This window comes from Sedimentimonas flavescens, assembly GCF_019264375.1.
Taxonomy (GTDB): Bacteria; Pseudomonadota; Alphaproteobacteria; order Rhodobacterales; family Rhodobacteraceae; genus Rhodobacter; species Rhodobacter flavescens.
In genome coordinates, this window is sequence record NZ_JAHVAI010000010.1 from 25,464 (window position 1) to 41,752 (window position 16,289).

Sequence of the window (16,289 nt, forward strand, 5' to 3'; positions counted from 1 at the left end):
TTCGCGCTGCGATCCCCCCTCGCGCCTGTTTCCTGGCGATCAGCCGCGACCCTGCGCGTCCATCAGCGCGCGCAGCATGCGCTCTTCGCTCATGTCGTCTTCCTTCGGACGATCCATCTCACCGCCCATGAGCAGCGACATGGCGTCGTCTTCCGGCTCGTCGACCTCGATCTGGGTCTGGTTCGACTCGATCAGACGCTCGCGCAGATCGTCTGCGGCCTGGGTCTCTTCCGCGATCTCGCGCAGCGCCACGACGGGGTTCTTGTCGTTGTCGCGATCCACGGTCAGCGCGGCACCCGCGGCGACTTCGCGCGCACGGTGGGCAGCGAGCATCACCAGCTCGAACCGGTTCGGAACCTTGTCAACGCAATCTTCAACCGTCACGCGGGCCATCTGCAACTCCAATCAGACTTGGGAGGTGTGAGGGGCCTATTTAGGCGCTCCAAAAGGTATTGACAAGCGTTTCATCCACAGACTTCGCCGGGTCAAACGCTTGCAGCCCCGCTTTTTCCGCCTCGGGCAGAGCCGAGACCATCTCTGCAACCGTCTTTCCGCTAACCGGGTGGCGCCAGAGCGGCGCAATCTCGGCAAGGGGAATCAGCACGAAAGCCCGATCCGCCATGCGCGGGTGCGGCACGATCAGTTGATCGGGCGTCTCGCACTTCTGCGCCTCAAGCGGCAGGTTCGTCCACCGGGTTAAGGTCTCGGGATCGGGCAACACCGCATCGCCCATCGCCAACAGATCAAGGTCGATCTTGCGGGCCTCCCAACGATGGGTGCGCGAGCGTCCAAGCGCCTCTTCTACCCGATGCAGCGCCGCCAAGGCTTCGGGCGCGCCCATATTCCCCCGCACGACGGCGCAGGCGTTCACGAAATCCGGCCCCGATCCGGCGGGAAAAGCAGGCGAGCGGTAGAAGCGACTCACCGCCATAAGATGAAGCCCTTCGGCTGGTAAGTTTGCCAGCGCGGATCGGACAGTTTCCGCCGAGGAGCCTGTTTCCGAAGGCAGATTTGACCCTAGGGCAACCAAAAACGTGTTACTATACATAAAGGTAGATACCCTCGCGCCGCGGCTGTTGCTATGTCCTAACATGCTAATCGTGCCCTGTCGGCGTAATTGGTCAATTTTATTTTCCGCGCCAACCACTCAACGGCGTCATCGGCAGGCCTGATGTAAAGGACATTTTGATGTTTTACAAAGACGAACGGCTTGCGCTGTTCATCGATGGTTCGAACCTTTACGCAGCGGCTAAGTCGCTCGGGTTCGACATCGACTACAAACTGCTCCGACAGGAGTTCGAGCGCCGCGGCAAGCTGGTTCGGGCCTTCTATTATACTGCCCTGCTCGAGAACGAAGAGTATTCACCGATCCGTCCGCTGGTCGACTGGCTGCATTACAACGGCTACGCGATGGTGACGAAACCGGCCAAGGAATACACCGACTCGATGGGGCGCCGGAAGGTCAAGGGCAACATGGACATCGAGCTTGCCGTGAACGCGATGGAGCTTGCGCCCCGTCTCGATCATGCGGTTCTGTTCTCGGGCGACGGCGATTTCCGCCCGCTCGTCGAGGCGCTTCAGCGCCAGGGTGTGCGCGTCTCGGTCGTTTCGACGATTCGCTCGCAACCGCCGATGATCGCGGACGAGCTGCGCCGTCAGGCCGATAATTTCATCGAGCTGGATGCGCTGCGCGACGTGATCGGACGCCCGCCGCGCGAGCCGCGCGAAACCGAGACCTCGACCAACGCCTGATCTCTTTCTATATCTGCCGCGCCGGGTGCCTGCCGCGCCCTGAGGAAGACGATGGAAGAGACCGCCTCACTGTTGGGACTGTTTTTCTCGGCGATGCTGGCAGCCTCGCCGATCCCGATGCAGTCGGAAATTGTCTTCGTCGCGATGCAGACGGCGGGGCTGGCACCCGTGTGGCAGATGCTGCTGGTTGCCGGTGTCGGCAATACGCTTGGCGCGCTGATCACCTACGGGTTTGGGCGCGGAGCGAACCACTGGTCGGACCGGCGCTGGTTTCCGGCTACGCCGCAGCAGATGGAGCGCGCGCATCGCTGGTTCGAACGCTGGGGCATCTGGGTTTTGCTGCTCAGTTGGGCACCGGGGGGCGATCTGGCCTGCCTTGTCGCGGGCGTGTTGCGCATGAACCTGTGGATCTTCATTCCGATGGTCGCGCTGGCCAAGACCGGGCGCTATGCCGCCGTCGCATGGGTGACGGCACAGGCCATGGGTGCGGGCTGACACATCCCCTCTGGACCTGGGGCCGCCCGCCGCATACCTGTGGGACAACAGGAGATGCCGATGAAGCCAGCACTGACCCTTTATCTCGCCGCCCCGCGCGGCTTTTGCGCGGGCGTGGATCGCGCCATCAAGATCGTCGAGATGGCGCTCGAGAAATGGGGCGCGCCGGTCTATGTCCGCCACGAGATCGTGCATAACAAATTCGTCGTGGACAGCCTGCGCGACAAGGGCGCGGTGTTCGTCGAGGAATTGGACGAATGCCCAGATGACCGCCCGGTGATTTTCTCGGCGCATGGCGTGCCGAAATCGGTGCCCGCCGAGGCGCGGCGCCGCCACATGGTCTTTGTGGACGCCACCTGCCCGCTTGTGTCCAAGGTTCATATCGAGGCCGAGCGCCACCACGCCGAGGGCCTGCAAATGGTCATGATCGGCCATGCTGGCCACCCCGAGGTTCTGGGCACCATGGGCCAGCTGCCCGAGGGCGAGGTGCTGCTGGTCGAGACCGTCGCCGATGTCGCCACGCTGACGCCGCGCGACCCGGATCGTCTGGCCTTCATCACCCAGACCACGCTTTCGGTCGATGACACGGCGGGCATCGTGGCCGCCTTACAGGCGCGCTTCCCAAGCATCGTCGGCCCCGCCAAGGAAGACATCTGCTACGCCACCACCAACCGTCAGGCTGCGGTCAAGACCATCGCCCCGCGGATCGAGGCGCTCCTGGTGATTGGCGCGCCGAACTCCTCGAACTCGCGCCGCCTGGTCGAGGTGGGCAGCGCCGCGGGCTGCGGCTACTCACAGCTTGTGCAGCGCGCGACCGACATCGACTGGCGTGCACTGGGCAGCGTGCGCACGGTCGGCGTGACCGCCGGGGCCTCTGCACCCGAGGTGCTGATCAACGAGGTCATCGACGCTTTCCGCGACCGTTTCGATCTGACGGTTGAACTGGTTGAGACCGCGCGCGAAGATATCGAATTCAAGGTTCCGCGCGTTCTGAGGGAAGCTTCATGAGCATCGAGTATTTCCTGACCGTCCTGATCGTCTGCCTCGCTCCGGGGATTGGCGTGGTCTACACGCTCTCGGTCGCGCTTGGGCAGGGGCTGCGCGCGGGCATCTGGGCCTCGGTCGGCTGCACGCTGGCGACGCTGGTGCATCTGGGCGTGGCGATGGCGGGGCTGGCGGCGGTGCTGCACAGCTCGGCCGTGCTGTTTCAGGCGGTGAAATTCGCGGGCGTGGGCTACCTGATGTGGATGGCCTGGGGCACGCTGAAGGGCCGGGGCGGGCTTGAGCTGCGCGCGGCAGAACCCGAAAACGTCGCCCGAATCGTGCGGCGTGGCGTGACACTGAACCTGCTCAACCCCAAGATTCCGATGTTCTTCATGGCTTTCCTGCCGCAATTCATGGCGCCCACCTACGGGATCGAGGTGATGGCGGCGCTTGGCGGAGGCTTTGCCGTTATGACCTTCGCGGTCTTCGTGGGCTACGCGACGCTTGCGGCCTCGGGGCGGCAGGCCGTGTTGTCGCGCCCCGCTGTCATGGCCTGGCTGCGCCGCGCCTTTGCTGCCTCTTTCGCGGCCCTTGGCCTGCGACTTGCGATGGAGCGCGCCTGACCCATGCCCGATCTTTACGCATGGACCGATGGCGCCTGTTCGGGCAACCCCGGCCCCGGTGGCTGGGGGGTGCTTCTGCGCGCAATGGATGGCGAGCGCATCGTCAAGGAGCGTGAGCTTTCGGGCGGCGAGGCCGACACCACCAACAACCGGATGGAACTGCTGGCCGCGATCAACGCGCTTGAGCGCCTCAGCCGCGATGTCGCCATAACGATCACCACCGACTCGGCCTATGTGAAGAACGGCGTGACCAGCTGGATCCACGGCTGGAAGCGCAACGGCTGGAAAACCGCCGACAAGAAGCCGGTCAAGAACGTCGATCTGTGGCAGCGCCTGGACGAGGCGCAGGCCCGCCACCGGGTCACCTGGAAATGGATCAAGGGCCACGCCGGCCACGCCGAGAACGAGCGCGCGGATGAGCTTGCCCGCGCCGGCATGGCGCCCTTCAAGGTCAAGGCATGAGCGGGCTGGCGGGCCTGCCGGTCGGGGCGATGCTCGACTATGCATCGGTGCTGATCTTCGCGCTGACCGGGGCGCTGGTGGCCTCGCGCCAGCAGCTTGATGTCGTGGGTTTCATCTTCATCGCCGCGCTGACGGCGGTCGGCGGGGGCACGCTGCGCGATCTGCTGCTGGGGCGCGACCCGGTTTTCTGGGTCGGGCGACCGGGCTTCATCCTGCTGATCGCGGCCGCCGCTGTTCTGGTATTCTTCACCGCGCATCTGCTGGAAAGCCGCTATCGCGCGCTACTCTGGCTCGATGCCTGCGCGCTGGCGGTGGCGGTGCCCGCGGGTGTTGCCGTGACGATGGCGCTTGGCCATGGCCCGGTGATCGTGCTGATCATGGGCGTCATTACCGGCAGCTTTGGCGGCTTGATGCGCGATGTGGTCTGCAACGAGGTTCCACTGACTCTGAAACAGGGTGAGCTGTATCTAAGCTGCGCCTTTGCCGGTGCCGCCGCCGCGCTGATCCTGACGGCGCTTGGCTTTGCCGGGTTGCCTGCGCTGATCGGCTGCGGGCTGGTAACGTTTGCACTGCGTGCGGGCTCGTTGCGGTTCGGCTGGAGCCTGCCGGTCTACAAGGCCCGCCCGCCCCGCACGCGCGGCTAAAGGAACAGCCGGAGCACCAGCGGCGCAAGGAAGGCGGTCAGCACCGCGTTCAGCCCCATGCCGATTGAGGCAAAGGCCCCCGCCGTATCATGCACCTGAAAGGCGCGCGCCGTGCCGATGCCATGCGCCGCGACCCCCGTGGCAAAGCCCCGCGCGCGCCAGTCCTTCAGCCCAAGCGCGTTGAGCATGGGAGTGACGAAAATCGCTCCGATCATGCCGGTCAGCAACACCAGCACGGCGGTCAGCGTCGGCGCCCCGCCAAGTGATTCCGATATCCCGATGGCCACCGGCGCCGTGGCCGACTTCGGTGCGAGCGCCGCTAGAAGCGCGGTATCCGCCCCGAATGCCCAGGCAATCGCCAGCGCCGAGAAGACCGCCGTGAACGACCCCGCCAGCAGCGCCACTACGATCGGCACCAGCGCCCGCCGTACCGCACCCAGGTTGGCCTGCAAGGGCACGGCAAGGCAGACCGTCGCCGGGCCGAGCATGAAATGGACGAACTGCGCGCCCTCGAAATAGCTTTGGTATTCGGTGCCGGTCAGCCCCAGCAGCACCGCAAGCAGGATGACAGCGATCATCACCGGATTGGCCCAGGGCTTGCGCCCCGAGCGGCGAAAGATCGCATCCCCCGCCCAATAGGCAAAGAGCGTCGCGCAAAGCCACAGGAGCGGCTTCGAGGCGAGGTAGGACCAGATCAGCGCGGCGTCAGTCATCGGCGCGGCTCCCGACAAGGCGCGCGACCCAGGTGAAGGTCACCGCCCCCACCACGATGGCCAGAAGCGTCGAGACCACCAGCGCCACCCCCAACGCCACCCCGTAAGAGGCGAGCGTGGGCATATGCGCCACCACCCCCACGCCCGCAGGCACGAACAACAGCGACAGGTTCTGCAGCACCCCCTGCGCCGTGGGCCGGATCAACTCGCGCAGCCGCGTTGACACGGACAGCGCGACCACCAGCCCAACCATTCCAAGCACCGGGCCGGGCAGCGGCAAATGCCCCGCGCGCGAAATCACCTCGCCCGCAAGCTGGAACAAAAGAATGATGGCAAGTGCCCCGACCATGCGCGCCCCCTTTGGTTTCCCGTTCCTAGGCTAAGCCCGATTGCGCAGGCCCGAAAGCCGAAATCCGCGCATATCTTGTGGATAAGCCGCGCGAAACCGCCAGATCATGGGGCACGGCGTTGACTCAGAGGGCCGTGCGCCCGACACTCGGCACTGTTTCAGGATTCGGAAAGGCCCCGGCTTGCGTTTCACCCGCCTCAGACTGAATGGCTTCAAAAGCTTCGTGGATCCCACGGATCTGGTGATCCATGACGGGCTGACCGGGGTCGTCGGGCCGAACGGCTGCGGCAAGTCGAACCTGCTTGAGGCGCTGCGGTGGGTGATGGGCGAAAACCGCCCCTCGGCCATGCGCGGCGGCGGGATGGAAGACGTGATCTTCGCCGGTGCCGCCACCCGTGGCGCACGGCACTTCGCCGAGGTCTCGCTACAGATCGACAATACCGAGCGCCTCGCCCCGTCGGGCTTCAACGAGGCCGACACGCTGGAAATCGTGCGCCGGATCACGCGCGACGCGGGCTCGGCCTATAAGGTCAACACCAAGGATGTGCGCGCGCGCGACGTGCAGATGCTGTTCGCCGACGCCTCGACCGGCGCGCATTCGCCCGCGCTGGTGCGCCAGGGCCAGATTGCCGAGCTGATCAACGCCAAGCCCAAGGCGCGCCGCCGCATCCTTGAGGAAGCCGCCGGGATCTCGGGCCTCTACCAGCGCCGCCACGAGGCCGAGCTGAAGCTGAACGGGGCCGAGCAGAACCTGCTGCGCGTCGATGACGTGATCGAGCAATTGGGCCAGCAACTGGCGCAGCTTGCCCGTCAGGCGCGTCAGGCCGCGCGCTACCGCGAGATCGGCGACGATCTGCGCAAGGCCGAGGGCGCGCTGCTCTATCGCCGCTGGCGCGAGGCCGAGGCCGCACGGGGTGAGGCCGAGGGCCTCTGGCGCGAACGGATGCAGGGCGCGGCGCAGGCCGAACTCGCCGCCCGTGCCAGTGCCAAGGACCGCGCCACCCGTGAAGACGCCCTGCCCCCCCTGCGCGAGGAAGAGGCAATTGCGGGTGCGATCCTCCAGCGCCTAGTCGTGCAGCGCGACCAGCTGACGGATCAGGAAACGCAGGCCGCGCAGCGCATCGAGACGCTGAAATCGCGCATCTTGCAACTTGACCGCGATATGGAGCGCGAGGCGGGTCTGAACCGCGATGCGGGCGAGACGATCGAACGGCTCGACTGGGAGATGGGGCAGCTGATCAAGGCTGCCGAGGGGCATGAGGACAAGCTGTCGGCCGCCGCCGATGCCGCGTCGGAAGCGTCCTCGGTCCTGCAAGACCGCGAGGCCACGCTGAGCGAGTTGACCGAGGATGTCGCCCGCCTGGCCGCGCGCCACCAGTCGGCGCAGCGCCTTGTCGCCGACAGCCGCACCACTGCCGAGAAGTCGGAAACCGAAGCCGCGCGTGCCAGTGAGGCCGCCGAAGCCGCGCAAGAGGCGCTCGATCATGCGGGCGAGGCTTTCGAGGCGGCGCAATCCGCGCAGGAAGAGGCCGTCGAGGCCGCCGAGATCGCCGAAGAGGCGCTGGCCGCTGCCGAAGAGGCCCGCGCCGAGGTGCAATCGCGCGAAAGCGTCGCCCGCGCCATGCGCTCAGAGGCCGAGGGCGAGGCTGGCGCGTTGCGCGCCGAGGTGGCCGCCCTTGCCCGCCTGGTCGAACGCGAGGCCGCGACCGGCAAGCAGCTGCTCGACCGCGTGCGCGTGGACAAGGGCTATGAGGCCGCGCTTGGTGCGGCCTTGGCCGACGATCTGCGCGCCCCAGAGGTGGATGCGGGCGCGAAATCCGGCTGGGGCCTGCTGCCCGAATATGACGCCGCGCAGGGCCTGCCGGTTGGGGTCGAGCCGCTTTCGGCCCATGTCGATGTGCCCGCGGTTCTGGGCCGCCGCATCTCGCAGATCGGGCTTGTGGCCGACCGCGACGAGGGCACGCGGCTACAGGCGCAGTTGAAACCCGGCCAGCGGCTGGTGTCGATGGCGGGCGATCTGTGGCGGTGGGACGGCTTCCGCGCCGGGGCCGAAGATGCGCCGACAGCCGCCGCCCTGCGTCTGCAACAGCTCAACCGTCTTGTCGAACTCAAGCGCGACCTCGAAGAGGTAGCGGCCCGCGCCGAGGGTGCGCGGCAGGCGCATGAGATGCTGACCCGGCAACTGGCCGATGCTTCGGCCGCCGATGCCCGCGCCCGCGAGGCCCGCCGTGCCGCTGACCAGCGCCTGGCCGAGGCGGGCCGCGCGCTGAGCCGGGCCGAGGCCGAACGCTCGATCTCGGCGGGCAAGGTGGAAAGCGCGCGCCTTGCCGTGAAGCGCCACGAGGAAGCCGCCAGCGCTGCGCGCATGGCGCTGGCCGAGGCCGAGGGACAACTGGCCGCCCTGCCCGATCTCGATGCCGCGCGCTCCGAGGTGGATGCGATCAAGATGACGGTCGAGGCCGCGCGCGTGACCATGCTCACCCGCCGCTCGGCCCATGACGAGATCCGCCGCGAGGGCGAGGCCCGCCTGCGCCGCCGTCAGGAGGTGACCAAGGAAATCTCGGGCTGGAAGCACCGCCTTGAGACCGCCGAGAAACGCTCGGCCGAACTGGCGTTGCGCCGCGAGGAGACCGAGGCCGAGTTGGAAGACGCGGCCGCCATGCCCGAAGAACTTGCCGCCAAGCGCGAGGAGCTGAACGAGGCCATCGCCACCGCCGAGGCGCGCAAGGCCGCGGCGACTGACCGGCTTTCCGCTGCCGAGGGCGCGCTGCGCGAGGCCCAGATTGCCGAGCGCGAGGCCGAGCGTCTGGCCGGCGAGGCCCGCGAGGCCCGCGCCCGCGCCGAGGCCCGTGTGGATGCCGCGCGTGAAACCGTCGCCTATGCCGCCGAGCGGATCATGGAAGAGACGGAACAGACGCCCGAGGCGCTGCTTGAAACGCTTGGCTCCGACCCCGACAAAATGCCCGACTCCGAGACGCTCGAGGTCGAGGTCGCCCGCCTCAAGCGCCAACGAGAGGCGCTTGGCGCGGTCAACCTGCGCGCCGAGGAAGACGCCCGCGAGGTGCAGACCGAGTACGACACGCTGGTCAAGGAAAAGTCCGATCTCGAAGAGGCCATCCGCAAGCTGCGCGCGGGTATCGCGGGCCTTAACCGCGAGGGGCGTGAACGCCTGCTGACCGCCTTCGAGCAGGTCAACGAAAGCTTCCGCACGCTCTTCACCCACCTTTTCGGTGGCGGCACCGCGAACCTGCAACTGGTGGAATCCGACGATCCGCTGGAAGCGGGGCTTGAGATCATGTGCCAGCCGCCGGGTAAGAAGCTTTCGACGCTGTCGCTGCTGTCGGGGGGCGAGCAGACGCTGACCGCGATGGCGCTGATCTTCGCGGTGTTCTTGGCCAACCCCGCGCCGATCTGCGTGCTCGACGAGGTGGACGCACCGCTTGACGACGCCAACGTCACCCGATTCTGCGACCTGCTGGATGAAATGACGCGCCGCACCGACACGCGGTTCCTGATCATCACCCACCACGCAGTGACCATGAGCCGGATGGATCGCCTGTTCGGTGTGACCATGCAGGAACAGGGCGTCAGCCAGCTCGTCTCGGTCGATCTCAAGCGCGCCGAGCAGCTTGTAGCCTGACGGGAACCGAAATTACCCCAATCTCGCCCAGATCGCGCCCAGATTGGTGAACAAAGTGTAAGGAGCCCGATAGAAAGGACTCCGGCCATGAAGTTCCTGTCCAAGACCTCCGAAATGATGCACGCCTCCAGCGCCCGCCTGACGGGTCTGCATGGGATCGGGGTTTTCGCGGCGGGTTTCGTGCTGATGCCGATGGCCATCATGCGCGGCGACAACATCTTCTTGCTGGCGGCGGTGCTGTTTGGCTCGCTGATCCCGAGCATGGGGCTGGCGCTGCGGCACCGGGTACCCGACTGGCTCTATCATCCGGTGGGCATCAAGCAGGCGCTGATGGCGCATATCCTGCTGACCGTAGCCCTGTTGATCGAAATCGGTGCATCGGCTGCCGTCATCCTGCTGCTGCCGGTCGAGTCCCTGACCGAAGCGCAGGGCCTGATGATCTTCGCCGTCATCCCGCTGACCATCTATTGGGAAATGAGCTTCCTTGCCCTCATGCTGACCCCGATCACCAAGGCCTTCCGCGTCGCCTCCGCGAAACTCTCGCAGGTTCTGGCCGGGCCGGCGATCCCGCAAACCATTGCGGTGCATAACGGCTCTTGAGCGTCCACGCGCCTGCGCCTAACCTCCGTGCAACACCAGCACGGAGGTTTTTCATGTCCCGCATCGACGCCCGCCTGAGCGAACTCGGCATCACCCTGCCCGGCGCGCCCGCGCCCGCGGCCAATTACGTGCCCTTCGTGCGCAGCGGAAATCAGCTTTTCGTCTCGGGCCAGATCTCGAACGGCCCCGAGGGGCTGATCAAGGGCCGCCTTGGCGCCGATATGGATGTGAGCGAGGGCGCGCTGGCCGCACGGTTCTGCGGGCTGGCGCTGATCGCGCAGGCCAAGGCGGCGCTTGGCGATCTCGACCGGATCAAGCGCGTGGTCAAGCTGGTGGGTTTCGTGAACTCGACCGCTGACTTCATCGACCAGCCCAAGGTGATCAACGGCTGCTCCGACCTGATGGTCGAGGTCTTCGGCGAGGCAGGACGCCATGCGCGCTCGGCGGTCTCGGCGGCCTCTCTGCCGCTTGGCGTCGCCATCGAGATCGAGGGGATCTTCGAGGTCGAATGATGCTGCCCGCGGCGTTTCTGCGCGCCCCGATCGCGCATCGCGCGTTGCATGACCGTGCAGCGGGCCGCCCCGAGAACAGCCGCGCTGCCGTGCGCGCGGCGGTTACGGCGGGGTACGGGATCGAGATCGACATCCAGCCCTCGGCCGACGGGGTGCCGATGGTGTTTCACGACTACGACCTGCGCCGCCTGACCGGCGTGCCGGGCCGCGTGCGGGCCTTTACCGCGCGCGAACTTGGTGCCATCCGCCTGCTTGATGCCGAGGATGGCATTCCTACATTGGCCGAGGTGCTCAAGATCGTCGGCGGCGCCGTGCCGCTGCTGATCGAACTCAAGGACCAGGACGGCGCGATGGGGACCGATGTTGGCCCAATGGAGCGCGCCGTCGCCGAGGCCCTTCGCGACTATCAGGGACCGGTTGCGGTGATGTCCTTCAATCCACATTCGGTGGCGGCCTTCCACGCGGCGGCGCCCGAAGTTCCGGTCGGCCTGACCACCTCGGCCTACCGCGCCGAGGACTGGCCGCTGCTGCCCGCCGCCGTACGTGCGCGGCTGGCGCTCATCCCCGATTATGACGCCGTGGGGGCCTGCTTCATCTCGCACGAGGCGGCCGATCTGGGCGCCGCGCGCGTGGCCGAACTGAGATCGCAGGGGGCGGCAATCCTGTGCTGGACGATCCGATCCACCGATGCCGAGGCCCGTGCGCGCAAGGTCGCCCAGAATGTCACGTTCGAGGGATATGCGGCGTCGCTCCCTTGACGTGACGCCACGTCATGCCACCTTTGGCAAAAGGAAAAGGCATGAGCGAAGCAGTTGAAATCACGCTTTTATCCGGGGTTCGCGAACTCCCGGCGGCGGTCTGGGACGCTTGCGCCTGTCCCGAGGCCGAGGATGGGCGCGCCCGCGACCCGTTCACGACCCACCGTTTCCTGAGCGCGCTTGAGGCCTCCGGCTCGGTCGGGCCGGGAACCGGGTGGGAGCCGCGCCCGATGATCGCCTCGAAAGGCAGTGAGATCATCGCCGTGGCGCCGCTTTACCTCAAGTCGCACAGCCAGGGCGAATATGTCTTTGACCACTCCTGGGCCGATGCCTTCGAGCGGGCCGGCGGGCGCTACTATCCCAAGCTGCTATGCGCGGTGCCTTTCACACCGGTCACCGGGCGGCGGCTGCTGACCCGACCGGGGCATGAGGTCGAGGGGCGCGCGGCGCTGCTGGCGGGAATGGCGCAGATCACCGGGAATGCCGGGATCTCCTCGGCCCATGTCACCTTCTGTACCGCAGATGAGGCTGCCCTCGGCAGCGGCGCCGACTACCTCTATCGGCTTGGCCAGCAGTTTCACTGGTTCAACCGCGGCTATGGTTCATTCGACGATTTCCTGGAGGATCTGTCCTCGCGCAAGCGCAAGGCCATCCGCAAGGAGCGCGCGCGGGCGCAGGCTTTCGGCGGCACGATCCGCGCGCTGACCGGCGAGGCGATCGAGCCCGCGCACTGGCAGGCGATGTGGGAATTCTATCAAGACACCGGCAGCCGCAAATGGGGTCTCCCCTACCTGACGCGGGCGTTCTTCGATCTGCTGCACGAGATGCGCGACGATGTGCTTTTGGTGATCGCCGAGCGCGATGGCCAGCCCGTCGCCGGGGCGCTGAACCTGATCGGGCGCGAGGCACTTTTCGGCCGTTACTGGGGCTGCGTCGAAGACCATGCCTTTCTGCACTTCGAACTTTGTTACCATCAGGCGGTGGACTGGGCCATCGCGCAGGGGTTGGCGCGGGTTGAGGCGGGGGCCCAGGGCGCACACAAACTGGCGCGCGGATACCTTCCCGTGCCGACCCATTCGCTGCACTGGATCGGGCACCCGGGCTTGCGCCACGCCGTCGCGGATTATCTTGAGGCCGAGCGCGCGGCCGTTGAGGAAGATATCGCCGCACTCACCGATCTTGGTCCGTTTCGCGGCGGCTAAGAAATGCTTGGCCGCCCGCTGCGGCGCGCTATGTGGATAAAAAAGGAGGATACCATGGCGAAGGTTGAACTTCTTTCCCTCGATGAGCGGCAGGCTCTGCTGCCACCTTTGGAAGAGACCGGCTGGCGCGCCGACCCGGAGGCGGACGCGATCCGCAAGGTCTGGAAATTCCGCAATTTCTCACAGGCTTGGGGGTTCATGTCCCGCGCGGCGCTGATCTCCGAGAAGATGAACCACCACCCGGACTGGCGTAACGTGTTCAATGTCGTGGATGTCACGCTCAGCACGCATAGCTGCGGCGGGATGAGCATTCTCGATGTGGAACTGGCCCGCGCGCTGGATGCGCTGCCGTCCGAGGCGGTGATCGAGCAGGACCATTCGCAGCCCATCGCCTGTCTTTGCGGTCAGGCCTGATTGCGCCTGCCTGCGCAGGCGCCCGGGGGGGGGGGGGGGGGGGCGGGCGCCCCCCCCCCCCGCCTGCCCTTGTCAGAACGACTCGAGCATCGTCTCGCCCGAAGAGGTTTCGCACACGCCGCCGTTCTCCTCCTTGTTGAGTACCTTGACGACACCGTCCTCGACCAGCATCGCGTAGCGCGACGAGCGGTTGATCAGGCCGATCGGCGGGGCGGTGAAATCCATCCCGATCGCCTTGGTGAAGGCACATTCCGAATCGCCCAGCATGGTGATGCCCGCCGCCGTCGCGCCGGTGAACTCACCCCAGGCCTTGAGCACGAAGGGATCGTTGACCGCGAGGCAGATGATCTCATCCACACCCTTGGCCATCAGCTTGTCCTTGGTGCGGATGAACGAGGGGACATGGGCGGTCGTGCAAGGCCCGGTGTAGGCCCCCGGCAGACCAAACAGCACCACGCGGCGGCCCGCCAGCTTGGCGCCCAGATCGACGGCTTCCGGCCCGTTCTCTCCCATTTTCAGCAGCGTGGCGCCGGGAAGCTTGTCCCCTACCGTAATACCCATGTGTTTCTCCCTTCGCGTTGCACAGGTTTGCCCGGAGGATATAGGGTCGGCGCGGAAAGTGACCAGAGGTGATGGTATGGCAGGCATCGTGATTGTGGGGGGCGGGCAGGCGGCGGCCTCGATGGCGGCAAAGCTACGCACGCTTGGCTATGCGTGGGAAGTGACGATCATCGGCGACGAACCGGTGCCCCCCTACCAGCGCCCGCCGCTCTCGAAGGCCTATCTGCTCGGCGATATGCCGCTGGAGCGCCTGACCCTGCGCGCTGACGACTGGTGGGCTGCCAACAACATCCGCCTGATGACCGGCACGCGCGTGACCGCGATCGACCGCGCCGCGCGGCAGGTGCGGATGGGCAGCGAGGTGCTTGGCTATGACCAGCTTGCGCTCTGCACCGGCGCCACGCCGCGCTGGCTGCCGGAGGGCATCGGCGGCCGCCTTCCCGGCGTTCATGTCGTGCGCACCTTGGCCGATGTCGATGCTATGGCGCCCGAGTTCGTCGCGGGGCGGCGCCTCGTGGTGATTGGCGGGGGCTATATCGGGCTTGAGGCCGCCGCCGTCGCCCGCAAGCTTGGGCTGACCGTCACCGTGATCGAGGCCGCTCCGCGCATCCTTGGGCGCGTGGCCTGCGCTGAGACAGCCGACGCGATCCGCGCGCTGCACAACGCGCGTGGGGTTGAGGTTATCGAGGGCACCGGCCTCACGCGCCTGACTGGAACCGACCGCGTGACCGGTGCAGAGCTGGCCGATGGCCGGGTGATCGAGGCCGATTTCGTCATCGTCGGGATTGGCGTCACCCCGGCCAGCGCCCTCGCCGAGGCGGCAGGTCTGGAGGTCGAGAACGGGATCAAGGTGGATGCCAACTGCCGCACCTCGGACCCGGCGATCTGGGCGGCGGGCGATTGCGCCTCGTTCCCCTCCGGCGATGGACGCATCCGGTTGGAATCGGTGGGTAATGCCATCGACATGGCCGAGACCGTGGCCGAGAACATGCTGGGGGCGAGCCGCGCCTATGCTCCGAAAGCGTGGTTCTGGTCGGACCAATTCGACGCCAAGCTGCAAATCGCTGGCCTCAACGCGGGGTACGATCAGGTCGTGACCAGAGGCGGGGACGGTCAAAGCTTCTGGTACTTCCGCACAGGCCAGTTGATCGCGGTCGACGCGCTGAACGACGCCCGCGCCTACATGATCGGCAAACGTCTGATCGAGGGGGGCAAGCAGGTCTCACCGGACGAGGTTGCCTCTACGACCGACCTGAAGGCGTTGATGAAATGAGGATCATCGGAGGCGAGAAACGCGGCCTGAAACTGGCCGAGGTCGGCGAAGGCGACGCGCGTGCACATCTGCGTCCGACGACGGATCGCGTGCGCGAGTCGATCTTCAACCTGCTCATCAACGGCACCCACGGCAACCCGGTGCCCGGTGCGCGCGTGCTGGATCTGTTCGCCGGCACCGGCGCACTCGGGCTCGAAGCACTCTCGCGCGGCGCGGCGCGGGTGGCTTTCGTCGATGACGGCGCGGCATCGCGCGCGCTCTTGCGCCGCAATATCGAGCTGATGCGGGCCATGGGCGTGACCGATGTGTGGCGACGCGATGCCACGAACATGGGTCCCTGCCGGGGCGCGGGCTACGATCTGATCTTCCTCGACCCGCCCTATGGCAAGGGGTTGGGGGAGAAAGCCCTGGCTTCCTGCCTCGAGAACGGCTGGATCGCGCCGGGCGCGATGATCGTCTGGGAGGAAAGCCTGCCCCCCGCGGTGCCTGCGCCGCTCGAACAGATCGACCAGCGCAAGTATGGCGACACGCTCGTTACCCTAGCCCGGATGCCCGCATGAAACCCTCCGCCGTTCTGTTCGATTGCGACGGCGTCCTTGTCGACAGCGAACCCGCGACCTTCGCGCTGATCCAGGAGGATTTCGCCACCTACGGCCTCAAGCTCAGTATCGCGGAACTGGAGCAGATGTTCATCGGCGGCACCATCGAAGGGGTCGCCCGTCAGGGCCGCGCTCTGGGCGCCCATCTGCCCACCGATTGGGTGGAAAGCTATTATGAGAGGCTCTACGCGCGCCTGCGCTCGGGGACAGAGCTTATGCCGGGGATACGGGATCTCCTCGATACGCTCGACGCGAAGGGCATTCCCTACGCAGTCGGCTCAAACGGCCGGATGGCCAAGATGGAGGCGACCCTCGGGCAACACCCCGATATCAGGGCGCGGCTCGAGGGGCGGCTATTCTCGGGACAGGATCTGGGTTGTCCGAAGCCCGCGCCCGACCTCTACCTGATTGCGGCACGCAGCCTTGGCGCCGATCCCTCGCGTTGCGTCGTTATCGAGGACAGCCCAACCGGCGCCCGCGCGGCGCGCGCCGCGGGAATGCGCTGCCTTGGTTTTGCGCCCCATGGCCCCAATCCAAGACTGGCTGCCGAAGGGGCGGAGATTTTCACAGCCATGCGTAAAGTCCCTTCGCTTCTTGGGATCTGACCTTGCAGCCGGGGGTTTCGCACCCCCGGACCCCCGCGAGGTATTTTCGCGAAGAAGAACACTCATTTCTCCTTGTTGAAATACCTCGGGGGTGAGGCGCGAA

The 16,289-nt window shown here is 66.5% G+C and carries 20 protein-coding genes; 15 read left to right on the forward strand and 5 right to left on the reverse strand.

The genetic code is table 11. The features are described from left to right. Nucleotides 1-39 precede the first annotated feature (39 nt). The gene (gene rpoZ / locus KTQ37_RS10790) at nucleotides 40-393 is read right to left on the reverse strand and encodes a DNA-directed RNA polymerase subunit omega (protein ID WP_218630526.1); all 354 of its coding nucleotides are present in this window, start codon (nucleotides 391-393) and stop codon (nucleotides 40-42) included. Nucleotides 394-433: 40 nt separating this feature from the next. Next, nucleotides 434-1,093 carry a 2-amino-4-hydroxy-6-hydroxymethyldihydropteridine diphosphokinase gene (folK, locus tag KTQ37_RS10795; RefSeq protein WP_328799725.1) on the reverse strand — a complete coding sequence of 220 codons (660 nt, stop codon included), beginning with the start codon at nucleotides 1,091-1,093 and terminating at the stop codon, nucleotides 434-436. Between the two features lie 95 nt (nucleotides 1,094-1,188). On the opposite strand from folK, the gene KTQ37_RS10800 reads away from it, so the two are divergent. Genes KTQ37_RS10800 through KTQ37_RS10825 form a run of 6 tightly spaced genes read left to right on the forward strand, consistent with a single transcriptional unit; the run spans nucleotide 1,189 to nucleotide 4,960 of the window. Further along, nucleotides 1,189-1,752 carry a LabA-like NYN domain-containing protein gene (locus tag KTQ37_RS10800; protein ID WP_218630527.1) on the forward strand — a complete coding sequence of 188 codons (564 nt, stop codon included), beginning with the start codon at nucleotides 1,189-1,191 and terminating at the stop codon, nucleotides 1,750-1,752. A 51-nt stretch (nucleotides 1,753-1,803) separates the two neighbouring features. Then, the gene (locus KTQ37_RS10805) at nucleotides 1,804-2,247 is read left to right on the forward strand and encodes a YqaA family protein (RefSeq protein ID WP_218630528.1); all 444 of its coding nucleotides are present in this window, start codon (nucleotides 1,804-1,806) and stop codon (nucleotides 2,245-2,247) included. A 54-nt stretch (nucleotides 2,248-2,301) separates the two neighbouring features. After that, nucleotides 2,302-3,255 (forward strand): 4-hydroxy-3-methylbut-2-enyl diphosphate reductase, encoded by a 954-nt coding sequence (gene ispH / locus KTQ37_RS10810; protein WP_218630529.1) that lies wholly within the window; start codon nucleotides 2,302-2,304, stop codon nucleotides 3,253-3,255. Beyond that, nucleotides 3,252-3,854, forward strand: a complete 603-nt coding sequence (locus tag KTQ37_RS10815; protein WP_218630530.1) for a LysE family translocator — start codon at nucleotides 3,252-3,254, stop codon at nucleotides 3,852-3,854. Before ispH ends, KTQ37_RS10815 begins: the two co-directional genes overlap by 4 nt. 3 nt (nucleotides 3,855-3,857) lie before the next feature. After that, nucleotides 3,858-4,316: a ribonuclease HI gene (gene rnhA, locus KTQ37_RS10820; protein ID WP_218630531.1), complete on the forward strand. Its 459-nt coding sequence runs from the start codon at nucleotides 3,858-3,860 to the stop codon at nucleotides 4,314-4,316. Then, complete coding sequence (locus KTQ37_RS10825) at nucleotides 4,313-4,960, forward strand: trimeric intracellular cation channel family protein (protein ID WP_218630532.1); 648 nt, start codon at nucleotides 4,313-4,315, stop codon at nucleotides 4,958-4,960. The genes rnhA and KTQ37_RS10825 overlap by 4 nt, the downstream gene beginning before the upstream one ends. Here the strand turns inward: KTQ37_RS10825 and KTQ37_RS10830 are convergent. Both KTQ37_RS10830 and KTQ37_RS10835 read right to left on the reverse strand, forming a co-directional pair. Further along, nucleotides 4,957-5,673 (reverse strand): LrgB family protein, encoded by a 717-nt coding sequence (locus tag KTQ37_RS10830; protein WP_218630533.1) that lies wholly within the window; start codon nucleotides 5,671-5,673, stop codon nucleotides 4,957-4,959. The two genes, KTQ37_RS10825 and KTQ37_RS10830, sit on opposite strands and share 4 nt — an antisense overlap. Further along, on the reverse strand, nucleotides 5,666-6,022 hold the full coding sequence (locus KTQ37_RS10835; RefSeq protein ID WP_218630534.1) for a CidA/LrgA family protein: 357 nt from the start codon (nucleotides 6,020-6,022) through the stop codon (nucleotides 5,666-5,668). Before KTQ37_RS10835 ends, KTQ37_RS10830 begins: the two co-directional genes overlap by 8 nt. A 181-nt stretch (nucleotides 6,023-6,203) precedes the next feature. Between KTQ37_RS10835 and smc the strand changes: the two genes are divergently transcribed. From smc to KTQ37_RS10865, 6 genes are all read left to right on the forward strand, one after another. After that, nucleotides 6,204-9,662, forward strand: coding sequence for a chromosome segregation protein SMC (gene smc, locus KTQ37_RS10840; RefSeq protein WP_218630535.1), 3,459 nt, complete (start codon nucleotides 6,204-6,206; stop codon nucleotides 9,660-9,662). A gap of 87 nt (nucleotides 9,663-9,749) precedes the next feature. Then, nucleotides 9,750-10,262: a hypothetical protein gene (locus KTQ37_RS10845; protein ID WP_218630536.1), complete on the forward strand. Its 513-nt coding sequence runs from the start codon at nucleotides 9,750-9,752 to the stop codon at nucleotides 10,260-10,262. Between the two features lie 53 nt (nucleotides 10,263-10,315). Continuing rightward, nucleotides 10,316-10,774, forward strand: a complete 459-nt coding sequence (locus KTQ37_RS10850; protein ID WP_218630537.1) for a RidA family protein — start codon at nucleotides 10,316-10,318, stop codon at nucleotides 10,772-10,774. Next, complete coding sequence (locus KTQ37_RS10855; RefSeq protein ID WP_218630538.1) at nucleotides 10,771-11,532, forward strand: glycerophosphodiester phosphodiesterase family protein; 762 nt, start codon at nucleotides 10,771-10,773, stop codon at nucleotides 11,530-11,532. The genes KTQ37_RS10850 and KTQ37_RS10855 overlap by 4 nt, the downstream gene beginning before the upstream one ends. 41 nt (nucleotides 11,533-11,573) lie before the next feature. Continuing rightward, a complete protein-coding gene (locus KTQ37_RS10860; RefSeq protein ID WP_218630539.1) occupies nucleotides 11,574-12,734 on the forward strand; it encodes a GNAT family N-acetyltransferase in 1,161 nt (386 codons plus the stop codon). 54 nt (nucleotides 12,735-12,788) lie between these two features. Further along, nucleotides 12,789-13,148, forward strand: a complete 360-nt coding sequence (locus KTQ37_RS10865) for a 4a-hydroxytetrahydrobiopterin dehydratase (protein WP_218630540.1) — start codon at nucleotides 12,789-12,791, stop codon at nucleotides 13,146-13,148. Nucleotides 13,149-13,220: 72 nt separating this feature from the next. Here the strand turns inward: KTQ37_RS10865 and KTQ37_RS10870 are convergent, their stop codons facing one another. Then, nucleotides 13,221-13,709 (reverse strand): peroxiredoxin, encoded by a 489-nt coding sequence (locus KTQ37_RS10870; protein ID WP_218630541.1) that lies wholly within the window; start codon nucleotides 13,707-13,709, stop codon nucleotides 13,221-13,223. Nucleotides 13,710-13,785: 76 nt separating this feature from the next. Between KTQ37_RS10870 and KTQ37_RS10875 the strand changes: the two genes are divergently transcribed. Genes KTQ37_RS10875 through KTQ37_RS10885 form a run of 3 tightly spaced genes read left to right on the forward strand, consistent with a single transcriptional unit; the run spans nucleotide 13,786 to nucleotide 16,186 of the window. Beyond that, nucleotides 13,786-14,982, forward strand: a complete 1,197-nt coding sequence (locus KTQ37_RS10875; RefSeq protein ID WP_218630542.1) for an NAD(P)/FAD-dependent oxidoreductase — start codon at nucleotides 13,786-13,788, stop codon at nucleotides 14,980-14,982. Next, nucleotides 14,979-15,542 carry a 16S rRNA (guanine(966)-N(2))-methyltransferase RsmD gene (gene rsmD / locus KTQ37_RS10880; RefSeq protein ID WP_218630543.1) on the forward strand — a complete coding sequence of 188 codons (564 nt, stop codon included), beginning with the start codon at nucleotides 14,979-14,981 and terminating at the stop codon, nucleotides 15,540-15,542. Before KTQ37_RS10875 ends, rsmD begins: the two co-directional genes overlap by 4 nt. Then, nucleotides 15,539-16,186 carry an HAD family hydrolase gene (locus tag KTQ37_RS10885; protein WP_218630544.1) on the forward strand — a complete coding sequence of 216 codons (648 nt, stop codon included), beginning with the start codon at nucleotides 15,539-15,541 and terminating at the stop codon, nucleotides 16,184-16,186. Before rsmD ends, KTQ37_RS10885 begins: the two co-directional genes overlap by 4 nt. The last annotated feature ends 103 nt before the right edge of the window (nucleotides 16,187-16,289 follow it).